The organism is Dyadobacter fanqingshengii, assembly GCF_023822005.2.
GTDB classification, from domain to species: Bacteria; Bacteroidota; Bacteroidia; order Cytophagales; family Spirosomataceae; genus Dyadobacter; species Dyadobacter fanqingshengii.
On record NZ_CP098806.1, the window covers coordinates 3122427 to 3139680 of the forward strand.

Genomic DNA, 17254 nt, shown 5'->3' on the forward strand with positions numbered 1-17254 from the left:
TTAATAAAACACTTCAATGTTCTTGCTTTTTAGCTGCCCGAGCTGTCTGCTGTATTTTTTCTCAGCATCTTCTTTGACAAACGGGTTACCCCGGAGATAGAGCTTTTCCAATTGCTTTATCTCCAAAAGCTGTTCGGGGAAATCGGGAAAGTTGTTGGAAGAAAGGTCCAGTTCCTCCAGTTTCACAAAAGCTGTAAGTTCCGCAGGGAAATTTGTAAACCAGTTAAATCCCAGATCAAGAATTTTCAGATTTTGCATTCTGGTAATGCTGGGTGGCAGTTTGCTCAAACGGTTATGATGCGCATACAGCGTGTGAATCTTGCTCAGTTTATCAATGCGCTCGGGTAATGCTTTGATCTGGTTGTAGGAAACGGCAAGATGTGTTAACCTTTTCAGTTTGGTAATGCTGTTCGGCAGCGTTTCCAGTTTGTTATAATACAAATCCAAAACTTCCAGGTTCTTCATCTTTTTAATTCCTTTTGGCAAAATAGAAATGTCGGACTTGTAAAAATTAAGATCGTGCACTTGCTTCAACTTTCTGAAACTGCGATTGGATAAGGCAGTAAGTTCATTTCCGCCAAGCCACAGTGTTGTAAGCTTTTTTGATTTGGAGACGGCGCCTGGAATGTCCTTGAATTTATTTTCCTTTAAATTCAGCAATGTTAATGTCTTGTTGGAAGAAAGCTCAAAACCGTTATTGCTTAGTTGATTTTTTTGCAAATGAAGCTGTTTGAGTCTGGGAAGCCGCTCCATGTTAATGTTCAGCGTTTGTAACTCATTATCTCCGGCATACAACTCTTCCAAGTTGGGAAAGCGGTAAATAACATCCGGCAATGTCTTCAATTCCAATTGATTCAAATAGAGCCGTTTAATTTTTAATGTATCCTTAAAAACCAGCGCCGTTTTCAGATCAACCACCGAACTATCCCCGCGCCTCACTTCGCGGACAACAGGCTGTTTCCCGACAGTCCTGATCGCTACAACGGAGAATTTTTTACCGGGTTTGGAAACCTTCCAACCGTCGAATCCGGTTACGAACGCGTATTTAGTATGTTCGTCGAGAGAATCTTTATTGTATCCTTCTCCCGTTTGAATATCGAAAATGAGATAGTCCAGGCTTCCTGACTCGTTGACATAAATTTGTGTGAACACACTGATCCCGGGATTTGGGTTTTCAGGAAATGCAGATGCAATGATCAGGCTTGTCTTTTTCATGACCTCTGTTAGCAATGCGGGTTCGGCATTGTTATATTCATTGGCCAGTTTAATGTTGTCTACACCTTCTTTTGCAACGTTTTTCGCGGATATGACCTTGGTTTGTGCATATGCGGTTTGCACGCACAAAAAGATCAATGCAGATAAAATAGCTTTCATGACAAAAAGGTTTTTTATGGAAGTGCTAACATAACTAAAAGTTTAGTCATATTATTATAGTTACTTACATATTTTCCTTTTCAACCTTCAAGCAAATAGCTAATTTATTATTAATCAACTACTTACTTCTTTCAATTGTATATTGAACGAGCTGTTCGAGTGAATGCCGGTGTGGGGAGTCTGCAAATTCGTGCAATAGTGCCCGGGCTTCCTCCACATAGCGTTGCATAACCTGCTGCGCATAACCAAGGCCGCCGGAGTCTTTAACGAACGCGATTACTTCGCTTACTTTCTTGGGTTTGTGGCTTTCGTTGCGGATAATGTTAATGATCTTTCTCTTCTCCAGCCAGGTTGCCTTATTCAGCGCGTAAATGAGCGGGAGCGTCATTTTCTTCTCCTTAATGTCGATGCCCAGCGGTTTCCCGATCTCATCCTCGCCGTAATCAAAAAGATCGTCTTTGATTTGAAACGCCATTCCCACTTTTTCTCCAAAAGCATGCATACGCTTCACAATGTCCGTCGTTGCACCCACAGAACTGGCGCCTACCGCGCAGCAGGACGCGATGAGCGAGGCTGTTTTTTGTTTAATGATCTGATAGTAAACTTCCTCGTTAATGTCCAGCCTGCGTGCCTTTTCAATTTGCAGCAACTCGCCTTCACTGAGTTCCCTCACCGCTGTGGAAACGATTTTGAGGATATCAAATTCTCCATGATCGACGGATAAAAGCAATCCGCGCGAAAGCAGATAATCGCCCACAAGCACGGCTATTTTATTCTTCCACAATGCATTGACAGAGAAAAACCCGCGGCGGTAATTGGAATCGTCCACAACATCATCGTGAACGAGCGTGGCCGTATGGAGCAGTTCGATCAATGCACCGCCCCGGTAAGTCGATTCGGAGATCTGGCCGCAGACACCGGCTGAAAGAAACACAAACATGGGTCGGAGCTGCTTGCCTTTGCGGCGGACGATGTAATTCATGATCTGGTCCAGCAGCATTACATCACTCTTCATAAACTGACGAAACTTGTGCTCAAAAGCCTTCATTTCATCTGCAACCGGAACCTGAATTTCCTTTATTGAAAGGGTCATATTAATGGACGAGGGCTTCAACAGTCCCTCCTGATAAAAAAGGCGCTGAACAGAAGCGAAAGTATATTTTTTTGGTTTTCCTGCTTCTGAACTCTAATCTTCAAATTTGGAATAAAATCTTCTGTTTATACCAATTTTATTTTGAAAATGTTTAGAATTGAAAAAATAAGATATCACATGAAAGCACTGGTGTTGGGAGGAGGATCAATGAAAGGGGCATTTCAGGTCGGTGTGATACAGGCTGTGCTGGAAAATGGTTTTGAACCTGAAATGATCTATGGCATTTCTGTTGGTGCATTAAACGCGACATTTCTGGTGAATGAAGCGGGCAAACAGCTGCACGAAAAGAAGCAAATCCAATGGCCTGTTGCCGGAAGAAAACTGCTGGAATTCTGGATCAAGAACATTACGCAGCCGCAGGACATTTCCATGCTCCGCTCCCGGGTCATGCTGGGTATGAACACATTAATGAGCCGTTTCGACGGGATTGTTGACCCTTTGCCCCTGCATTCACTCATACGCAAGCACGTGAACGACGCGTTTATTCATAATAATCCGGTTAAGCTTAAAGTAGGCGCGGTGAACATTGGCAGCGGGGAAATTAAATATGCTTCACCGGATCATGCGCATTTTTTGAGTTACGTGTATGCAAGTTCCTCCATTCCTATGCTGATGCCTGCGGTTGAAATCGAGCAGCAGCTTTACCTGGATGGCGGTTTACGCGAGGTGGCGCCAATCCGGCAAGCCATTGAAGACGGCGCAACGGAGATTGTGCTTATAGCGTGCCATTCGCCACTGCTATATCAACCGGAAGACATGAATTCACGCAACCTGATCACATTAATTGAGCGTGTAAGAGACATTACCGTCAATCAGATCGTGAACAGCAATATTTCCTGGGCTGAATCTTTCGTGGACCGTTCCAATTTGAGGGGTAAGCCACTGAAACTAACGGTTGTGCGTCCGGTTGCACCGCTTTTTCTGGATCTACAACATTTCAATTCGGATGATATTTCCCGCCTGATCATAGAAGGTTATCGCGCAGGAGTTGAGTCGATCATGGCGAAGGCCGAAAAAGAACAGAAGTAAAATTCAGACTTATATTCAACAAAAATGCCTGTCCCAAACCGGAACAGGCATTTTTGCTATTTGGTGAATGGATTACCGATCATTAGTTAAAAATGTAGCGGATACCAATTTGTGCCTGCCAAACATCATTGATCGTACGACCTTTCACAAAAGCATCGCGAACCAAAACTGTCTCACCAGCAATTACTTGCGTTCCCATTCTGTATGACGGAACGCCATCAGCGGAAACACTTGCAAAGTTGAGCGGGTTAGACTGTGTTGAGTTTGAAGAAACAGTAACCTGATTTCCTACGCCCCATTTGTTGTTGATCATGTTTCCGATATTGAAAACGTCGGCACGAAGACGGATAATGTTCTTCTTGTCCTTCGCTCCCACTTTTACATAAAAATCCTGCTCAACTGTTAGGTCAAAACGCGTCAACCAGGGATAAGCTCCGCCATTACGCTCTGTGTATTGCCCTTTTTTCTTCGACAAATAAGGATGGCTGTCAATGTAGCTCTGGAAAGCCGCTGCCTGCTCCTCTGGTGAGAATGTATAAGTTTTGCCATTCACGGTCGTAGTTGAAGTGACAAAATTGACTTCGGACGCGCTATTCGGCACATACAGCAAATCATTATTCTGACCGTCACCATTCATGTCCGTCGAGCTGATGTAAGAAAGCTTCGATCCGCTGTTGGAAACGCCTCCCAATGTGATCATCGTTGCACCGCCAATTTTGCCGCCATATTCTTTTCTGTAAGAAACATAACCTACAAAACGGTGACGCAGATCGTTACCAGACCACGCAAGATCCAGATTATTCAGACCATTGATCCCTGGAACGTTACCTTCAACTGTACTGGAAACAGATGCAACATCTTTTGCCTGTCCATAAGTATAACCCACCATTCCGCCAAAGCCGCGTGTTGTCGCTTTTTCCAGTTTACCGGTGATAGAGTACGAATATCCTTTATTTGTGTTGGTTAAAACATAAACATTGGAAACGTCTCCGTTAATCAAACGCGCCGCTGTTGCAGCTTGTCCGGCGAGCCCGGATGCAGGGAAACGGTCACGGTTGTCGCTGCCAGCGAATTCTGCGGATGCAGGTTTCAGGTTCACATCGATGTAACGGAGTGCGTTGTAGTTTTTATTAAAAATACCTTCTACGGTTGCAATTACACCCCAGCCCAGTTGCTGATCGATACCAATGTTGCTTTTCCAAACCTGTGGGAATTTAAGATTCTCATCAGAAGCATTCACCTGATAGCCAGTCAGCTTTTTAGTGTCTTTCGGATTGTATCTTGAAGGGTCCAATGTAAATGGATAGTCCACTGTGTTGCTAAATCCAAGTGTAGCAGAGTTCACACCATTGTTACCCAACTGATTTGAAATCAATACATAAGGAATTCTTGACAGGAACAAACCTGTTCCTCCGCGAACCTGTGTAGTTCTGTTTCCGTTAACATCCCAGTTGAAACCCAAACGAGGTGAAAGGTAAACACGTGCTTTTGGAACATTTCCTGTGTTTACTTTATAATCCTTATTTTCGTTGTCTTTGAATGTTAATGCTGCTACGTCCGCATTGTAATATTGTTTCGATGTGTTCGGAATGGTGATATAATCTCCGCGAAGACCGGCCGTAACCTTGAAGTTTGGCGCAACCTGATATTCGTCCTGCACATAAAGACTGATTGTCTGTGTCTTAAACTCCTGCCAAGGTGGTGCCTGGCCCGGAAGCAATGAGTAACGATAGTTGAAACGAACCAATGTGTCCGGAGCCACTGTCAAATTAGGATTAGCGAGATACGCATTGGCTGCATTTTTGAAATCCTGGATCGATTTGAACACGTAAACCCCGTTTGAAGTCGGAAAGAACAGGTTGTTCGATTTGAAATACTCGTAAGATGCACCGGCTGTTAATGTGTGCTTTCCAGCGAAATACGTAAGGTTATCGGTGATATTCAGTGTCGAGTAATCCAGACGGTTGTTAGGCGTAAATGGATCGGAACCAATGGTCGTGTAAGTTGATCCGTCTTTCTGAATTTCCACCGTCGGGAAAATAGGCGCTTTGTATTTCCTGTCTTCGATCTGCTTGTTGAATGTTCCGATCAGGTTGTTTGCGAATTTGCCGCCGAAGTTGGAGTTTAGTTCCGCTACAAACGAGCGTGTGTTATCCTGGATAATGTATCCTGTATTTTCAGGAGAGATCGCCGATAATGAGTTGGTGCGGTTACCAAAGCCTGCTGTGTTGCTGCTGTTGCTCTGGCTGATCAACACATCAGAATCCGAATCGTGGTGCGAGTAACGCAATGTCAGTTTATGTGCGTCGCTGATGTTGTAGTCAATACGTGCAAGAAATTTTTTACTCGTGTTTTCGTTATTGAACCCGTCAATTGCGCCAATGTTGTAGTCAAATTTCTCTCTCATAAAATTGCCCAGATCTTCCATATCGGCGGCAGTTGTGCGGGACACATTGCCATTGTCGCCCGTCTGGCCACGGTTCAGTACAAAATCCAGTGCCGGGCTCGAACGTTTCACGAACTCTCCGTTAACAAAGAAGAAAAGCTTGTTTTTAATGATCGGCCCGCCCAAACGGAACCCTGTTGTCTTTTCGTTGAACTCGGTAATATTAATTTTACTACCGTTCGCTTTTTCACCTGCCAGGCTTTTGTTCTTGAAAAAATGGAATACAGAACCTGAGAATTCGTTTGTACCGGAGCGGGTTACCGCGTTAATGCCCGCGCCTGCAAACCCTGACTGGCGAATGTCATAAGGAGCAATGTTGATCTGAACCTCTTCAATCGCATCCAGCGAGATCGCGGAAGAACCTGTCCGGCCACCTGCCGCAGCTTCGTTACCCAACCCGAAACCATTGTTAAAAACAGAACCGTCAATGGTGAAGTTATTGTAACGGCTGTCCTGGCCTCCAAAAGAGCGTCCGTTGCCGTATGCATTGTATTTGGTAATGTCGTTCAGTGTTCTTCCCAATGTTGGCAGGCTGGTTAGCAAGCCTTTATTGAAGGTTGTAGCAGCTCCCGTGCGGTCCGAACTAAAAATATCGCTTCCGGCTCCCGTTACAATAACTTCACTTAACTCCGTAGAACCGTCCTGTAAATCAAAGTTTACATTCGCGGCTGTTCCCAGGTTTGCAAAGATGTTGTCTTGCGATTTATCGCTGAAACCAACGAATGAAACGGTCACCGTATAAGGGCCGCCAACGCGAACTGCAGGGATCGTGTAAAGTCCCTGATCATTTGTAACAGAACCATACTTGCTTCCGGATGGAACGTGAATGGCTACTACGGTCGCTCCCGGCAGCACATCTCCTTTGCTGTCCGCTACACGACCCGTAATTGCTGATGAAGTTACCTGCGCCCGGACATCGGGACTAAACAGGGATAATAGGAAGACAACCAGCGCTAGGCTCGCTGCCCTGAAAAGTAAACTTTTCCCGTTCATAAATTTGGTTGATTTGGTTTGTTATATGGGAAGCTTCACCGAGAGCGATGAGCTACATTTACCGTAAAATAAATTCTTTTTTATTTTAATAACAAAATTGTAAATCCTACTAAAATGCAATACTAATAAACGTAACTGCCTGATTTGTTGGAATAATGCATAAATCTGTAACAATACTTCAATATTTTTTGCATTAACAAATTGTTAAGAATAGTAAGGATGCGTCCCTGCGCTTTTAAAGCAATTTTTGATGTCCCGACAGGTTTTTTTAGCGACTTTTGCAATTCATGCTTTTGGGATTGAAATAAAGTAGTTAGTATTATTTCTACTCAGGCAAAAACCATTTAACCAGCATTTTCATGCAACTCAATTATAAACAAATTGGAGATAGCGGAAGGCCGCTGATCATTCTTCACGGCGTTTTTGGCTTCCTCGACAACTGGCTTACTATCGGCAAAAACATTTCCGAACGTGGCTTCAAAGTTTTCCTTGTAGACCAGCGTCACCACGGACGTTCTCCGCAGGAAGGCCCGCTTGATTTCCCGACATTGGCAGCCGATCTAAAAGGTTTTTTGGACGAACATCAAATTACGGATCCTATCCTCATCGGACATTCGATGGGCGGAAAGACGGTGATGGAATATGCAGTGACTTATCCCGAAAGCATTAAGGAGCTCGTGGTTGTGGATATCGGCCCAAAAGCCTATCCGATTCATCATAAAAGGATTCTGGAAGGACTGAATGCGATTCCTATCAATGAAATAGAAAGCAGAAATGAGGCGGATGAAGCCCTCAGCGAATACGAACCCATTTTAGCAGTGCGCCAATTTCTGCTGAAAAACCTGTATCGAAAAGAAGAAGGCGGCTTCGGCTGGCGTTTCAACCTGCCCGTCCTGACCTCGGACATGAGCAAAGTAGGCGCGGAAATTGTGTCAAAACAAAAAATTGAAGCTCCCACCCTGTTTATCAAAGGCGGGAACTCCAAATACATTGTTGATGAAGACTGGGAAGGGATACTAAAAATATTCCCGAATGCGCGACTCGAAACCATTGCGGATGCCGGGCACTGGGTGCAGGCGGAGCAACCGAAAGCCTTTGTTGCGGCGCTTTTAAAATTCCTGGATGAGACTACCTGACAAATTTAAGCCTTGGATTGTTGCAGGGCTTCACGATCATTTCACTGCCAGACAGTTGAATTTCCCAACTCGGGCAGTTCCCGCAATTGACAAGCGCGCATAACGGGTTTGCCGGAAGGGCTATCTGAGGCTTTACATCCATGACCACACCATTAATGATGAGTATTCCGGGAGCGCAGCAGGCAGGCTTTCCGTCCGGATCCAGGATTACGCCATCGGATCGAAAGACCAATGTGTCGGCTTTGCTGGGTTCAATGGGTTCCCACACGTTTTTCGTGCCATTGATCGCGTTTTTTTCAGTTGCCGACAAATACCATTTGCCCTGAATAGATAAAAAGTCGGCGGCGCTTAAAGTATCCATGGAGTCTTTTTTGCACGACAACATGAGCATGATACAGAAGGGTATGTATAGTAACCGTTTCATTGTTTTTAACTTTGTTCTTTCATATATGATACAAATCGTATGAATAAGGTTGGAAGAAAATTTAAATTTCACATTAACTTATGAATCAGCCCCATACAAAGCTTTACCTTATTCCTACGGTTCTTGCAGATGGTACTCAGCAGCAAGTGCTAAGCCCCCAGATCCTTAGCACGATCCAAAATTTGAATGTCTTTTTTGTGGAGAATGTCCGGACTTCCAGGCGCTTCATCAGCAGTTTGAAACTAGGTAAGGTGATCGATGAGCTTACCTTCATTGAATTGCATAAGGATACGCCTGAGCACGTCACAGTGGAGCATATGCGGAGGCTTACCGAGGATGCCGGTGTGCTCTCGGAAGCAGGATGTCCCGGCGTTGCGGATCCTGGTGCCGTGGCCGTTGGGATTGCGCACAGACTGAATATCCAGGTCGTGCCGCTGGTGGGGCCGTCGTCCATTTTGCTGGCCTTAATGTCGTCCGGGTTAAGCGGGCAGTCCTTTGCTTTCCACGGCTATTTGCCCATTGATAAGTCCGAAAGAAAAAAAGCCTTACAACAGCTGGAACGGGACGCCCGGCAAAGCGGTCAGACGCAGATTTTCATGGAAACTCCCTTTCGCAATGATTCGTTTTTAGATGCGATCCTTGAAACTTGTGCAACGGATACAATGCTGTGTATTGCTGCTAATGTGACTGCTGAGGATGAGTTCATTAAAACAATGTCTGTGAAAAACTGGAAGGCAAACAAACCCGATCTGCACAAGAAGCCTGCAATTTTTCTGATTGGGTAAGGAACAAAAAATTATACGATCTTTCCAACCATGTGCGGGGTGAACTGATCTTAATGGTCATTGAAGTCAATAACTCAACTACAAAAACTTTACTTCGCCATGAAAAAATGGATTTTATTTTCGGCCTTGTCACTGACTGGATTGATGTCAGCCTGCAATGATGATGACTCGCTGAATCCGGTATTTATTTCAGATTCGGCTTTTGAGACGGCAGCGGATGGCTGGGTCGCACAATTCTCGGAATACTCGACCGAAACCGATTCCACTACATTTGAAATGAGTGCATCACGGACACGTTTGCCGTTCGGATTGGATACGAGCAAGTATGCATACAGAATGCAAAGTCATAACCGGGCCGACGATATGTTTATGTATCTCAAAAAGAAGGTGACGGGCTTTGATCCTAACAAGATCTACAATGTAACATTCGAGGTGACTTTGGGAACAAATTATCCTGAAAACAGCGTGGGGATCGGTGGCTCACCGGGAAGCTCGGTATATCTCAAAGCCGGCGCATCCAGTGTGCAGCCGACCCGGCAGATTAAAGACAAAATGTATGAGTTTAACCTGGACAAAGGTGCGCAATCTCAGGAGGGTGCAGACGCGATTATCTTAGGAAACGTTTCCAACGGCGACGACAAGACAGTTTACAAGCTGGCTCAAAAGAATTCAGGCAGTAAAACGATTGCCGTCAAACCGAACGAAGCTGGCGAAATATGGCTTTTTGTCGGCACCGATTCCGGGTTTGAAGGACTTACAATATTGTATTACGACCGCATTAAGGTCTTTCTTACGGCTCAATGAGGTTTTGCTTTTGAACATAACGCAGTCCTGGGCGCCATCGCATTTGAAATGCGGTGGCGCTTTTGTTTTTGGCTCCCTAACGGCTTCTTTCACGATGGTTTTGTAACTTCGCCGCATCTTAACCGCTTTTTCGAACTTAGAATGATCACAGTCCAGACATTTACATTTAACCCGTTTCAGGAAAATACTTATGTGCTTTATGACGAAACGGGTGAAGCGGTCATTATTGATCCGGGCTGTGTAGAGAAAGATGAGTACCAGGAATTGTATGATTTTATTGAAGCCAAAGGCCTGAAACCCGTCGAAATTATCAACACGCATGCACACATTGACCACGTTCTGGGCGTTGCGGCGTTAAAGCGGAAGTATAACATTCCGTTCGCGCTGCACCAAATCGATGAGCCTTATTTAAAAGCAGTAAAAACCTATTCGTCTAATTACGGTTTTTACCAGTTTGATGAGCCCGAAATTGATCGTTACCTGAAAGAAGGAGAAATCGTAAAGTTTGGAAACTCAGAGCTGGAAATCATTTTTGTCCCCGGTCACGCGCCGGGTCACGTCGCGTTTGTGAGCCATGCCGATCATTTCGTGATCGGCGGTGATGTGCTGTTTTATATGAGCATAGGCCGCTCCGATCTGCCGGGGGGAAATCATGAAACATTATTAAAAAGCATTCGTACCCAAATGTTTACATTGCCGGACGATTACAAAGTTTACGCCGGACATATGCAAGCCACTACGATCGGTTTCGAAAAGAAAAACAATCCTTTTTTCAGATAATATGATCCGCCGCAACCTTCCCAACGCCCTTACCTGTGGAAATCTTCTGTGCGGATGCATAGGAGTTGTAGAAGCGTTTCATAACAATCTCGTCATTTCCTGTATTCTGATTGGCGTAGCACTTGTTTTTGACTTTTTTGACGGCTTCCTGGCCAGATTACTGAAAGTGAGTTCAGCCATCGGAAAGGATCTTGATTCACTGGCTGACATGGTAACATTCGGCTTGCTGCCTTCCATTATCGTTTACCAGCTGCTCATGCAAAGCATTCCAGACCTGTTCGGCATCTGGAAGGCATACCCTGCCTTTATAATCGCCATTTTCTCTGCGATCAGGCTGGCGAAATTCAATAATGATCCGCGTCAATCCGATTCGTTTATTGGCGTGCCCACACCCGCCAACGCAATGCTGGTCGCGTCCTTGCCTATTATCATTCTGACCGAGGATCCATTTTGGAAAGAAATTATTGTCAACACGACCAATCTGCTGATACTTTCGGTGGTAATGTCTTTCATGCTTGTGATGGAAATGCCGCTCATTGCATTGAAATTCAAACATTTCGGATGGAAAGGGAACGAATTCCGATTTCTGTTGATCGCACTTACAGTCGTTTTGATCCTGACGCTCAAAATCCTCGCCGTTCCTGCCATTATCATTCTTTATGTCATTCTTTCCGTTGTGGATAACGTTACTAAAAAGAATAGATCGATTGGTAACATTTAGTTTTTATTGCAACTTTGCCCCTGTATTTCACGTAAATTTTCTGTAAAAAAATATGGCTTTCTCTAGAATTACTGGTCTTGGATATTATGTTCCTGATAACGTTATCACGAATAATGACCTGACCAAATGGATGGAGACATCGGATGAATGGATTCAGGAAAGGACCGGAATTCGGGAACGCCGCTATTTCGAGCACGGGAAAGATACCAATTACAGCATGGCTGCCGCAGCATCCCGGCAAGCTTTGGAACGCGCAGGTTTGGAGCCTAATGATATCGATGTTATTATATATGCCACCATTACTCCCGATTATTTCTTTCCCGGATCCGCGTTTTTAATGCAGCGTGAGCTGGGCATGGATGGAAAGCCCGTAATCGACATTCGCCAGCAATGTTCAGGGTTTGTATATGCGCTTTCCATTGCAGACCAATTCATTAAGTCCGGCATGTACAAGACAGCGCTGGTTATCGGCAGCGAGATCCAGTCGTCCTGGATCGACAAGTCCACTGCGGGCAGAAATACGGCTGTAATCTTTGGAGACGGTGCAGGAGCAGCGGTTCTTACCGCCACTGAAGATCCCCAACATTGTATATTATCTACACACCTTCACGCAGACGGACGTTTTGCAGAGGATCTTTTTGTAAAAGAACCAGGTAGCAGCAGGCCCGGCCGGGCAGCAACAAAAGAGATGCTGGATGAAGGCGGTTTCAACGTGCATATGAATGGAAATGCCGTCTTCAAACACGCTATAGTCCGTTTCGGGGAGGTTATTAATGAAGCTCTGGAAGCCAACGGTTTCCAGCAAAGCGACCTGGATTTACTGGTTCCACATCAGGCAAATATCCGCATCAGTGACTATGTCCGCCAGCAATTAGGACTCGATGAGGCACAAGTCGTTAACAACATTCAACGTTTTGGCAATACTACTGCGGCTTCGATCCCGATTGCCATGGCCGAAGCCTGGGAACAAGGCAGATTGCAGGACGGCAACCTGGTTTGTCTGGCAGCATTCGGAAGCGGGTTTACCTGGGCTTCTGCGCTGATCAGGTGGTAAAATGAACTAATACTGTCCTATTGAAAGCATTACAAGTGTACATCCCTCTATTGGTATGATATTTTTATCAACTAAGATGCTTTTAAATTCAGGATTTTCTGTACCAGGGTTAAAGATGACGCGTTTAGGGTTTAAAGAAATAATATAATCATAGTACTCGGGCTGATGGCTTGGATTAATGTATAATGTTACTGTATCCACATCCTTCCAGTCTTGTTTGTCCAAATGAATTTCTTCCCCTAATGCAGTTCCCTTTCTCCGGCCAAGGAGCAATATCGGATGTCCGTAGGTTCTGAGTTTTTGTGCAGCCAGATAAGCGTATCTGGAAGGATTTGGGGTTGCCCCCAGGATTAGCGTGCGCTTCATATTATTGGGTTTGGTAAGACAAAAAAGGAATCAGCTTCCTTGCACATTAGCATAAACAGTGAAAGAGTAGAAAATCGTTTCCCAGATAAAAAACAGGAGTCGATGGTGTGTTGAAAAGCTTTAAAAAACTATATTATCTTGAATCAAAATGAATGAGTCAAATGTGAGTCGGAGTTTCTGGAACGAAAAGTGGGCTAAAATTATATTCAGCGAAATTGAGAATGCTCCTCATTACGAAGTTTCTAATTATGGCAGGTTGAAGAGCTTTCAGAATAATCCAAAGGAAGGTGCAGTGATAAAAGGTTCGGTGATACAAGGTTACAGGTCATTAAACATTCGCGTAGCTGGCGGCAAAACCATAAACAGATATGTGCATAAACTCGTGGCTGAGCATTTTGTTGATAAACCAAGCGACGATCACGTGTTTGTGATCCATTCGGATTTTGAAAAACAGAATAATTATTTTGAAAATCTGAAATGGGTAACGAAGGCTGAAATGATTGATCATAACCGTGAAAACCCGGCGTTCATCAACCGTGTGATCCCGAGAAGGACCAAAAATTACAAGCTGACGGAGAGCAAGGTAAGGATCATCAAGAAGTTATTGAAAAACGATAACAACCGCTTGAAAATGATCGCAAAGCAATTTGGAATTACACATACACAGCTTAACAGGATACGTTCAGGAGAAAATTGGAAACATGTAACCATTGAAGATTAAAGGAAATACTAAATCACTTTTTTTCCTCAGCGGAAACCGTATAACCTGTGCCGTTCGCGCCCTCTTCGTAGTCGACCGATAAACCGATTACGTACATGAGGTGTCGCCTGTCCACAAAAATCTTGATATCGTCCACCATATAAGTCTGGTCATGCTCTGTTGCAATGTCGAAACCGAGCATGAACGAACCGCTGCATGCACCGCCTTTGAGTCCCACCCTTAATCCGTAAGTATCCGGAATTTTGTTGGCGGCTAATGTTGTCTTAATTTCTGATTTGGCCTTTTCCGTGAGCTGAACGGGACTTTCCATTTTGAAATATAATGCAAGGTGGTGTTAAGTATAACCATGAACACGAAAGGCTGTTAATCCATTCGCTATTTCAAATAATTCTCTGCTTAATGCAGTTATTCCATTAATTTTGCGGTTTATTGATAAAATCAGCATGCTAAAAACGATGGAATATTACTCACTGCTTGTCATTTTTGTTCTTGGAATAGCCATTATATACGGCATTTATGCAACGATCACGACCGTAGCAGCCAAATTATCCGATAAGCAAAGATGGGAGATCCGCGGCAAACATACCGACATTACCCTTCCTTTAAGATTACAGGCTTACGAGCGCATGTGCCTCTTCCTAGAACGCATCACGCCCAATAATTTGTTGTTAAGGCTGGTGCCCTCTGCAATGAGCGCACTGGAATTGCAACAAATATTGTTGCATGAGATCCGCGAGGAGTATAACCATAATGTTGCTCAGCAATTGTATATCAGTGCTAATGCGTGGGAACAGGTAACCAACGCCATGAATGAAACCGTTGCGGTCATTAACCAGGCATCTACGGAAATTCCCGCTGATGCGCCTCCCGCGGATCTTGCCAAGAAAATATTTTCCCACGTAATAGAAAAAGAAGTCCAGCCCGCTTCGCATGCATTAAAAGTGCTGAAAGAAGAGATTAGGACATTGTTTTAAAAAGAAAAAAGAGCTGACGGCATCGCCCGAAGCCTGGCCATAAAAATGCTTTATCCCAATACATTAGAACAGAAATTAGGTTTTGACAAGTTACGAGAGCGGCTCAAAGAGGCCTGCATAAGTCCGCTTGGACAAAATTTCGTTGAAAAAATTAAGTTCTCCGAAAACTTCGGGCTTGTTGAAAAGCTTGTAAGCCAAACCGCCGAAATGCAGAAGATCATGCAGATCGGTGAAAATTTTCCTTCCCAGAACTACATTGACGCCACTTCCTATCTGAAACGCGCCGCCATTGAAGGAATGTTACTAACGCAAGCTGAGTTTTCAGATATCAAAGTTTCGTTACTAACCATTCGGCTTTGCCTTCGCTTTTTCGAGAACGAAGAGCCGGAAGCGTATCCTATTTTGGGTGAGTATGCCAAAACAATCCGCGTTGATAAGGCCATTACCGACGCCATCGACCGCATTATTGACGACCGCGGACAGATCAGAGATTCGGCTTCTTCTGAATTATCACGCATCAGGAAAAGGCTGATATCGGAACAGGCAGGCATTCGCAAAAAGCTGGATACCATCCTGAAATCGGCCAGAAGTAGCGGCTGGATCGCCGATGATGTTTCGCTTACTGTTCGGAATGGCCGCATGGTCATCCCCGTTGCGGCGGAGCACAAGCGCAAGCTGAGAGGGTTTATTCATGATGAATCCGCCACGGGACAGACTGTTTTTATTGAACCAACGGACGTTTTCGAATCCAACAACGAAATCCGTGAATTGGAATACGAGGAGCGCCGCGAGATTAACCGCATCCTGCTTGAACTGACCGCTCAGCTTCGGCCATTCGTGCCTGATTTGCAAAAAGCATATGGATTTCTGGGATTAATGGATTTCCTGAGAGCGAAAGCAAAACTGGCCGCTGAAATGGGGGCGATTAATCCGCCATTTCTCAATAAGCAGTTCATTAACTGGCGCGACGCACGTCATCCGCTGTTGCATCTCTCCTTTCAAAAACAAGGAAAAAAAGTGGTTCCGCTGAACATTGAGCTGGAAGAAAAGCGTCGGATTTTAATTGTTTCGGGACCTAATGCAGGTGGAAAATCGGTTTCGCTCAAAACTGTCGGGCTGATCCAGTATATGTTCCAATGCGGCTTGCTGGTTCCTGTTGCGGAAGGTTCTACCATGGGTTTTTTCCAAAATATTTTCATTGATATTGGCGACGAGCAATCCCTAGAAAATGACCTTAGTACATACAGCTCGCATTTGACAAACATGCGCCATTTCCTGGCCATGGCAAACCGGCGCACATTGTTCCTGATCGATGAATTTGGAACAGGAACGGAACCCGGCCTAGGCGGCGCCATTGCAGAAGCAATCCTTGAAAACCTGACCAAATCGGGCGCTTATGGCGTTATTAATACACATTATACCAACCTGAAAGTGCTTGCGGATAAGACCGAAGGGCTTGTGAATGGCGCCATGCGTTTTGACGGCGAACATTTGGAACCGCTGTATCAACTCGAAATCGGCCGACCGGGAAGCTCTTTTGCATTCGAAATCGCCTCAAAAATTGGTTTGCCCAATGCTGTGGTTGATCGGGCAAAGGAAAAGCTGGGAACGCAGCAGGTGAATTTTGAGAAGCTTTTGAAGGAATTGGACATCGAAAGAAGGGTTTTTGCTGAAAAGAACATTGAAGTCGGCATTAAAGAGCGCAAGCTGGCCAAGCAACTGGCAGATTACACTTCACTGAAAGAAAACCTTGAAAACAATGAGAAAAAGATCGTTAACGAGGCCAAGCAGAAAGCCAAAACGCTCATTTCTGACGCTAATCAACTGATCGAAAATACGATCCGCGAGATCAAAGAAAATAAAGCGGAGAAAGAGAAAACCAAGACTGTACGGGTTGAGCTGGAAAAATTTGGCAAGAAAAATCTCGAACTGGAACAGGTTGTCGAAACCGCGCCGGCAGAAGAAATTTTCGAACCCGAAAGTGGTGACATAGTCCCAGGAAGTTACGTTCGCATCGCTGGGCAAACTGCTATTGGCGAGGTGATTGGATTAAGAGGGAAAGATGCCGAAGTGCGGATTGGGGATTTGAAATCCACTATTAAACTCAACAGGCTCGAAAAAGTTTCGAACAAAACATACAGGGCAGCGACGGGCGAGAAAAAGCTGAAAACCAGCGCAAAAGGTGTAGACTTGAACGAGCGGATGCTAAATTTCAGTTTCAACCTGGATATGCGTGGCAAACGCGGCGAAGAAGCATTGGGCCTTGTGGATCAGTTTATGGACAACGCTATTATGCTTGGCTACGATGAGCTGCGCATTGTGCACGGTAAAGGCGACGGAATCCTCAGGACTTTGGTCAGGAACCATTTAAGAGGTTACTCGCAGGTTTCCGGCATGCAGGACGAGCATCCGGATCGTGGCGGGGCGGGCGTGACCATTGTGAAATTGAAATAAGCTATTAACATCATAGCAACAAAAAAGAGGGTGCCGATGG

At 44.8% G+C, this 17254-nt stretch carries 16 protein-coding genes; 10 read left to right on the forward strand and 6 right to left on the reverse strand.

Features of this window, described 5'->3' with window-relative positions:
- Entirely contained in the window at positions 1 to 1374 is a 1374-nt protein-coding gene (locus tag NFI81_RS13045; RefSeq protein WP_234612008.1) for a leucine-rich repeat domain-containing protein, read from the reverse strand.
- A 118-nt stretch (positions 1375 to 1492) separates the two neighbouring features.
- A complete protein-coding gene (locus tag NFI81_RS13050) occupies positions 1493 to 2467 on the reverse strand; it encodes a polyprenyl synthetase family protein (RefSeq protein WP_234612007.1) in 975 nt (324 codons plus the stop codon).
- Between the two features lie 177 nt (positions 2468 to 2644).
- Here NFI81_RS13050 and NFI81_RS13055 point away from each other — a divergent pair, with 177 nt between their 5' ends.
- Complete coding sequence (locus NFI81_RS13055; protein WP_234612006.1) at positions 2645 to 3556, forward strand: patatin-like phospholipase family protein; 912 nt, start codon at positions 2645 to 2647, stop codon at positions 3554 to 3556.
- A gap of 82 nt (positions 3557 to 3638) precedes the next feature.
- Here the strand turns inward: NFI81_RS13055 and NFI81_RS13060 are convergent, their stop codons facing one another.
- On the reverse strand, positions 3639 to 6995 hold the full coding sequence (locus NFI81_RS13060) for a TonB-dependent receptor (protein ID WP_234612005.1): 3357 nt from the start codon (positions 6993 to 6995) through the stop codon (positions 3639 to 3641).
- Between the two features lie 359 nt (positions 6996 to 7354).
- On the opposite strand from NFI81_RS13060, the gene NFI81_RS13065 reads away from it, so the two are divergent.
- Positions 7355 to 8131: an alpha/beta fold hydrolase gene (locus NFI81_RS13065; RefSeq protein WP_234612004.1), complete on the forward strand. Its 777-nt coding sequence runs from the start codon at positions 7355 to 7357 to the stop codon at positions 8129 to 8131.
- Here the strand turns inward: NFI81_RS13065 and NFI81_RS13070 are convergent.
- Positions 8124 to 8492 (reverse strand): hypothetical protein, encoded by a 369-nt coding sequence (locus NFI81_RS13070; RefSeq protein ID WP_234612003.1) that lies wholly within the window; start codon positions 8490 to 8492, stop codon positions 8124 to 8126. The two genes, NFI81_RS13065 and NFI81_RS13070, sit on opposite strands and share 8 nt — an antisense overlap.
- Before the next feature lie 143 nt (positions 8493 to 8635).
- On the opposite strand from NFI81_RS13070, the gene NFI81_RS13075 reads away from it, so the two are divergent.
- From NFI81_RS13075 to NFI81_RS13095, 5 genes are all read left to right on the forward strand, one after another.
- Positions 8636 to 9340, forward strand: a complete 705-nt coding sequence (locus tag NFI81_RS13075; protein WP_234612002.1) for an SAM-dependent methyltransferase — start codon at positions 8636 to 8638, stop codon at positions 9338 to 9340.
- Between the two features lie 99 nt (positions 9341 to 9439).
- Positions 9440 to 10144 (forward strand): hypothetical protein, encoded by a 705-nt coding sequence (locus tag NFI81_RS13080; protein WP_234612001.1) that lies wholly within the window; start codon positions 9440 to 9442, stop codon positions 10142 to 10144.
- Between the two features lie 141 nt (positions 10145 to 10285).
- A complete protein-coding gene (locus NFI81_RS13085; protein ID WP_234612000.1) occupies positions 10286 to 10924 on the forward strand; it encodes an MBL fold metallo-hydrolase in 639 nt (212 codons plus the stop codon).
- Position 10925: 1 nt separating this feature from the next.
- Positions 10926 to 11645, forward strand: a complete 720-nt coding sequence (gene pssA, locus NFI81_RS13090; protein ID WP_234611999.1) for a CDP-diacylglycerol--serine O-phosphatidyltransferase — start codon at positions 10926 to 10928, stop codon at positions 11643 to 11645.
- Between the two features lie 52 nt (positions 11646 to 11697).
- Positions 11698 to 12699 (forward strand): 3-oxoacyl-ACP synthase III family protein, encoded by a 1002-nt coding sequence (locus NFI81_RS13095; RefSeq protein ID WP_234611998.1) that lies wholly within the window; start codon positions 11698 to 11700, stop codon positions 12697 to 12699.
- A gap of 6 nt (positions 12700 to 12705) precedes the next feature.
- Here NFI81_RS13095 and NFI81_RS13100 read toward each other — a convergent pair whose 3' ends face one another.
- Positions 12706 to 13065 (reverse strand): CoA-binding protein, encoded by a 360-nt coding sequence (locus tag NFI81_RS13100; protein ID WP_234611997.1) that lies wholly within the window; start codon positions 13063 to 13065, stop codon positions 12706 to 12708.
- Positions 13066 to 13213: 148 nt separating this feature from the next.
- On the opposite strand from NFI81_RS13100, the gene NFI81_RS13105 reads away from it, so the two are divergent.
- A complete protein-coding gene (locus tag NFI81_RS13105) occupies positions 13214 to 13786 on the forward strand; it encodes an NUMOD4 domain-containing protein (protein WP_234611996.1) in 573 nt (190 codons plus the stop codon).
- Positions 13787 to 13799: 13 nt separating this feature from the next.
- Here the strand turns inward: NFI81_RS13105 and NFI81_RS13110 are convergent, their stop codons facing one another.
- Entirely contained in the window at positions 13800 to 14096 is a 297-nt protein-coding gene (locus tag NFI81_RS13110) for a HesB/IscA family protein (protein WP_234611995.1), read from the reverse strand.
- 133 nt (positions 14097 to 14229) lie between these two features.
- Here NFI81_RS13110 and NFI81_RS13115 point away from each other — a divergent pair, with 133 nt between their 5' ends.
- The gene (locus NFI81_RS13115; protein WP_234611994.1) at positions 14230 to 14760 is read left to right on the forward strand and encodes a DUF7935 family protein; all 531 of its coding nucleotides are present in this window, start codon (positions 14230 to 14232) and stop codon (positions 14758 to 14760) included.
- Positions 14761 to 14805: 45 nt separating this feature from the next.
- Positions 14806 to 17214, forward strand: a complete 2409-nt coding sequence (locus NFI81_RS13120) for an endonuclease MutS2 (protein ID WP_234611993.1) — start codon at positions 14806 to 14808, stop codon at positions 17212 to 17214.
- Positions 17215 to 17254 lie beyond the last annotated feature (40 nt).

What these genes read in the sequence shown, in the direction of transcription:
- NFI81_RS13045 (WP_234612008.1), bottom strand. Translation starts at nt 1,374, where the DNA reads ATGAAAGCTATTTTATCTGCATTGATCTTTTTGTGCGTGCAAACCGCA.
- NFI81_RS13060 (WP_234612005.1), bottom strand. Translation starts at nt 6,995, where the DNA reads ATGAACGGGAAAAGTTTACTTTTCAGGGCAGCGAGCCTAGCGCTGGTT.
- pssA (WP_234611999.1), top strand. Translation starts at nt 10,926, where the DNA reads ATGATCCGCCGCAACCTTCCCAACGCCCTTACCTGTGGAAATCTTCTG.
- NFI81_RS13110 (WP_234611995.1), bottom strand. Translation starts at nt 14,096, where the DNA reads ATGGAAAGTCCCGTTCAGCTCACGGAAAAGGCCAAATCAGAAATTAAG.
- NFI81_RS13095 (WP_234611998.1), top strand. Translation starts at nt 11,698, where the DNA reads ATGGCTTTCTCTAGAATTACTGGTCTTGGATATTATGTTCCTGATAAC.
- NFI81_RS13080 (WP_234612001.1), top strand. Translation starts at nt 9,440, where the DNA reads ATGAAAAAATGGATTTTATTTTCGGCCTTGTCACTGACTGGATTGATG.
- NFI81_RS13075 (WP_234612002.1), top strand. Translation starts at nt 8,636, where the DNA reads ATGAATCAGCCCCATACAAAGCTTTACCTTATTCCTACGGTTCTTGCA.
- NFI81_RS13070 (WP_234612003.1), bottom strand. Translation starts at nt 8,492, where the DNA reads ATGGATACTTTAAGCGCCGCCGACTTTTTATCTATTCAGGGCAAATGG.
- NFI81_RS13050 (WP_234612007.1), bottom strand. Translation starts at nt 2,467, where the DNA reads ATGACCCTTTCAATAAAGGAAATTCAGGTTCCGGTTGCAGATGAAATG.
- NFI81_RS13065 (WP_234612004.1), top strand. Translation starts at nt 7,355, where the DNA reads ATGCAACTCAATTATAAACAAATTGGAGATAGCGGAAGGCCGCTGATC.
- NFI81_RS13085 (WP_234612000.1), top strand. Translation starts at nt 10,286, where the DNA reads ATGATCACAGTCCAGACATTTACATTTAACCCGTTTCAGGAAAATACT.
- NFI81_RS13100 (WP_234611997.1), bottom strand. Translation starts at nt 13,065, where the DNA reads ATGAAGCGCACGCTAATCCTGGGGGCAACCCCAAATCCTTCCAGATAC.
- NFI81_RS13055 (WP_234612006.1), top strand. Translation starts at nt 2,645, where the DNA reads ATGAAAGCACTGGTGTTGGGAGGAGGATCAATGAAAGGGGCATTTCAG.
- NFI81_RS13115 (WP_234611994.1), top strand. Translation starts at nt 14,230, where the DNA reads ATGCTAAAAACGATGGAATATTACTCACTGCTTGTCATTTTTGTTCTT.
- NFI81_RS13120 (WP_234611993.1), top strand. Translation starts at nt 14,806, where the DNA reads ATGCTTTATCCCAATACATTAGAACAGAAATTAGGTTTTGACAAGTTA.
- NFI81_RS13105 (WP_234611996.1), top strand. Translation starts at nt 13,214, where the DNA reads ATGAATGAGTCAAATGTGAGTCGGAGTTTCTGGAACGAAAAGTGGGCT.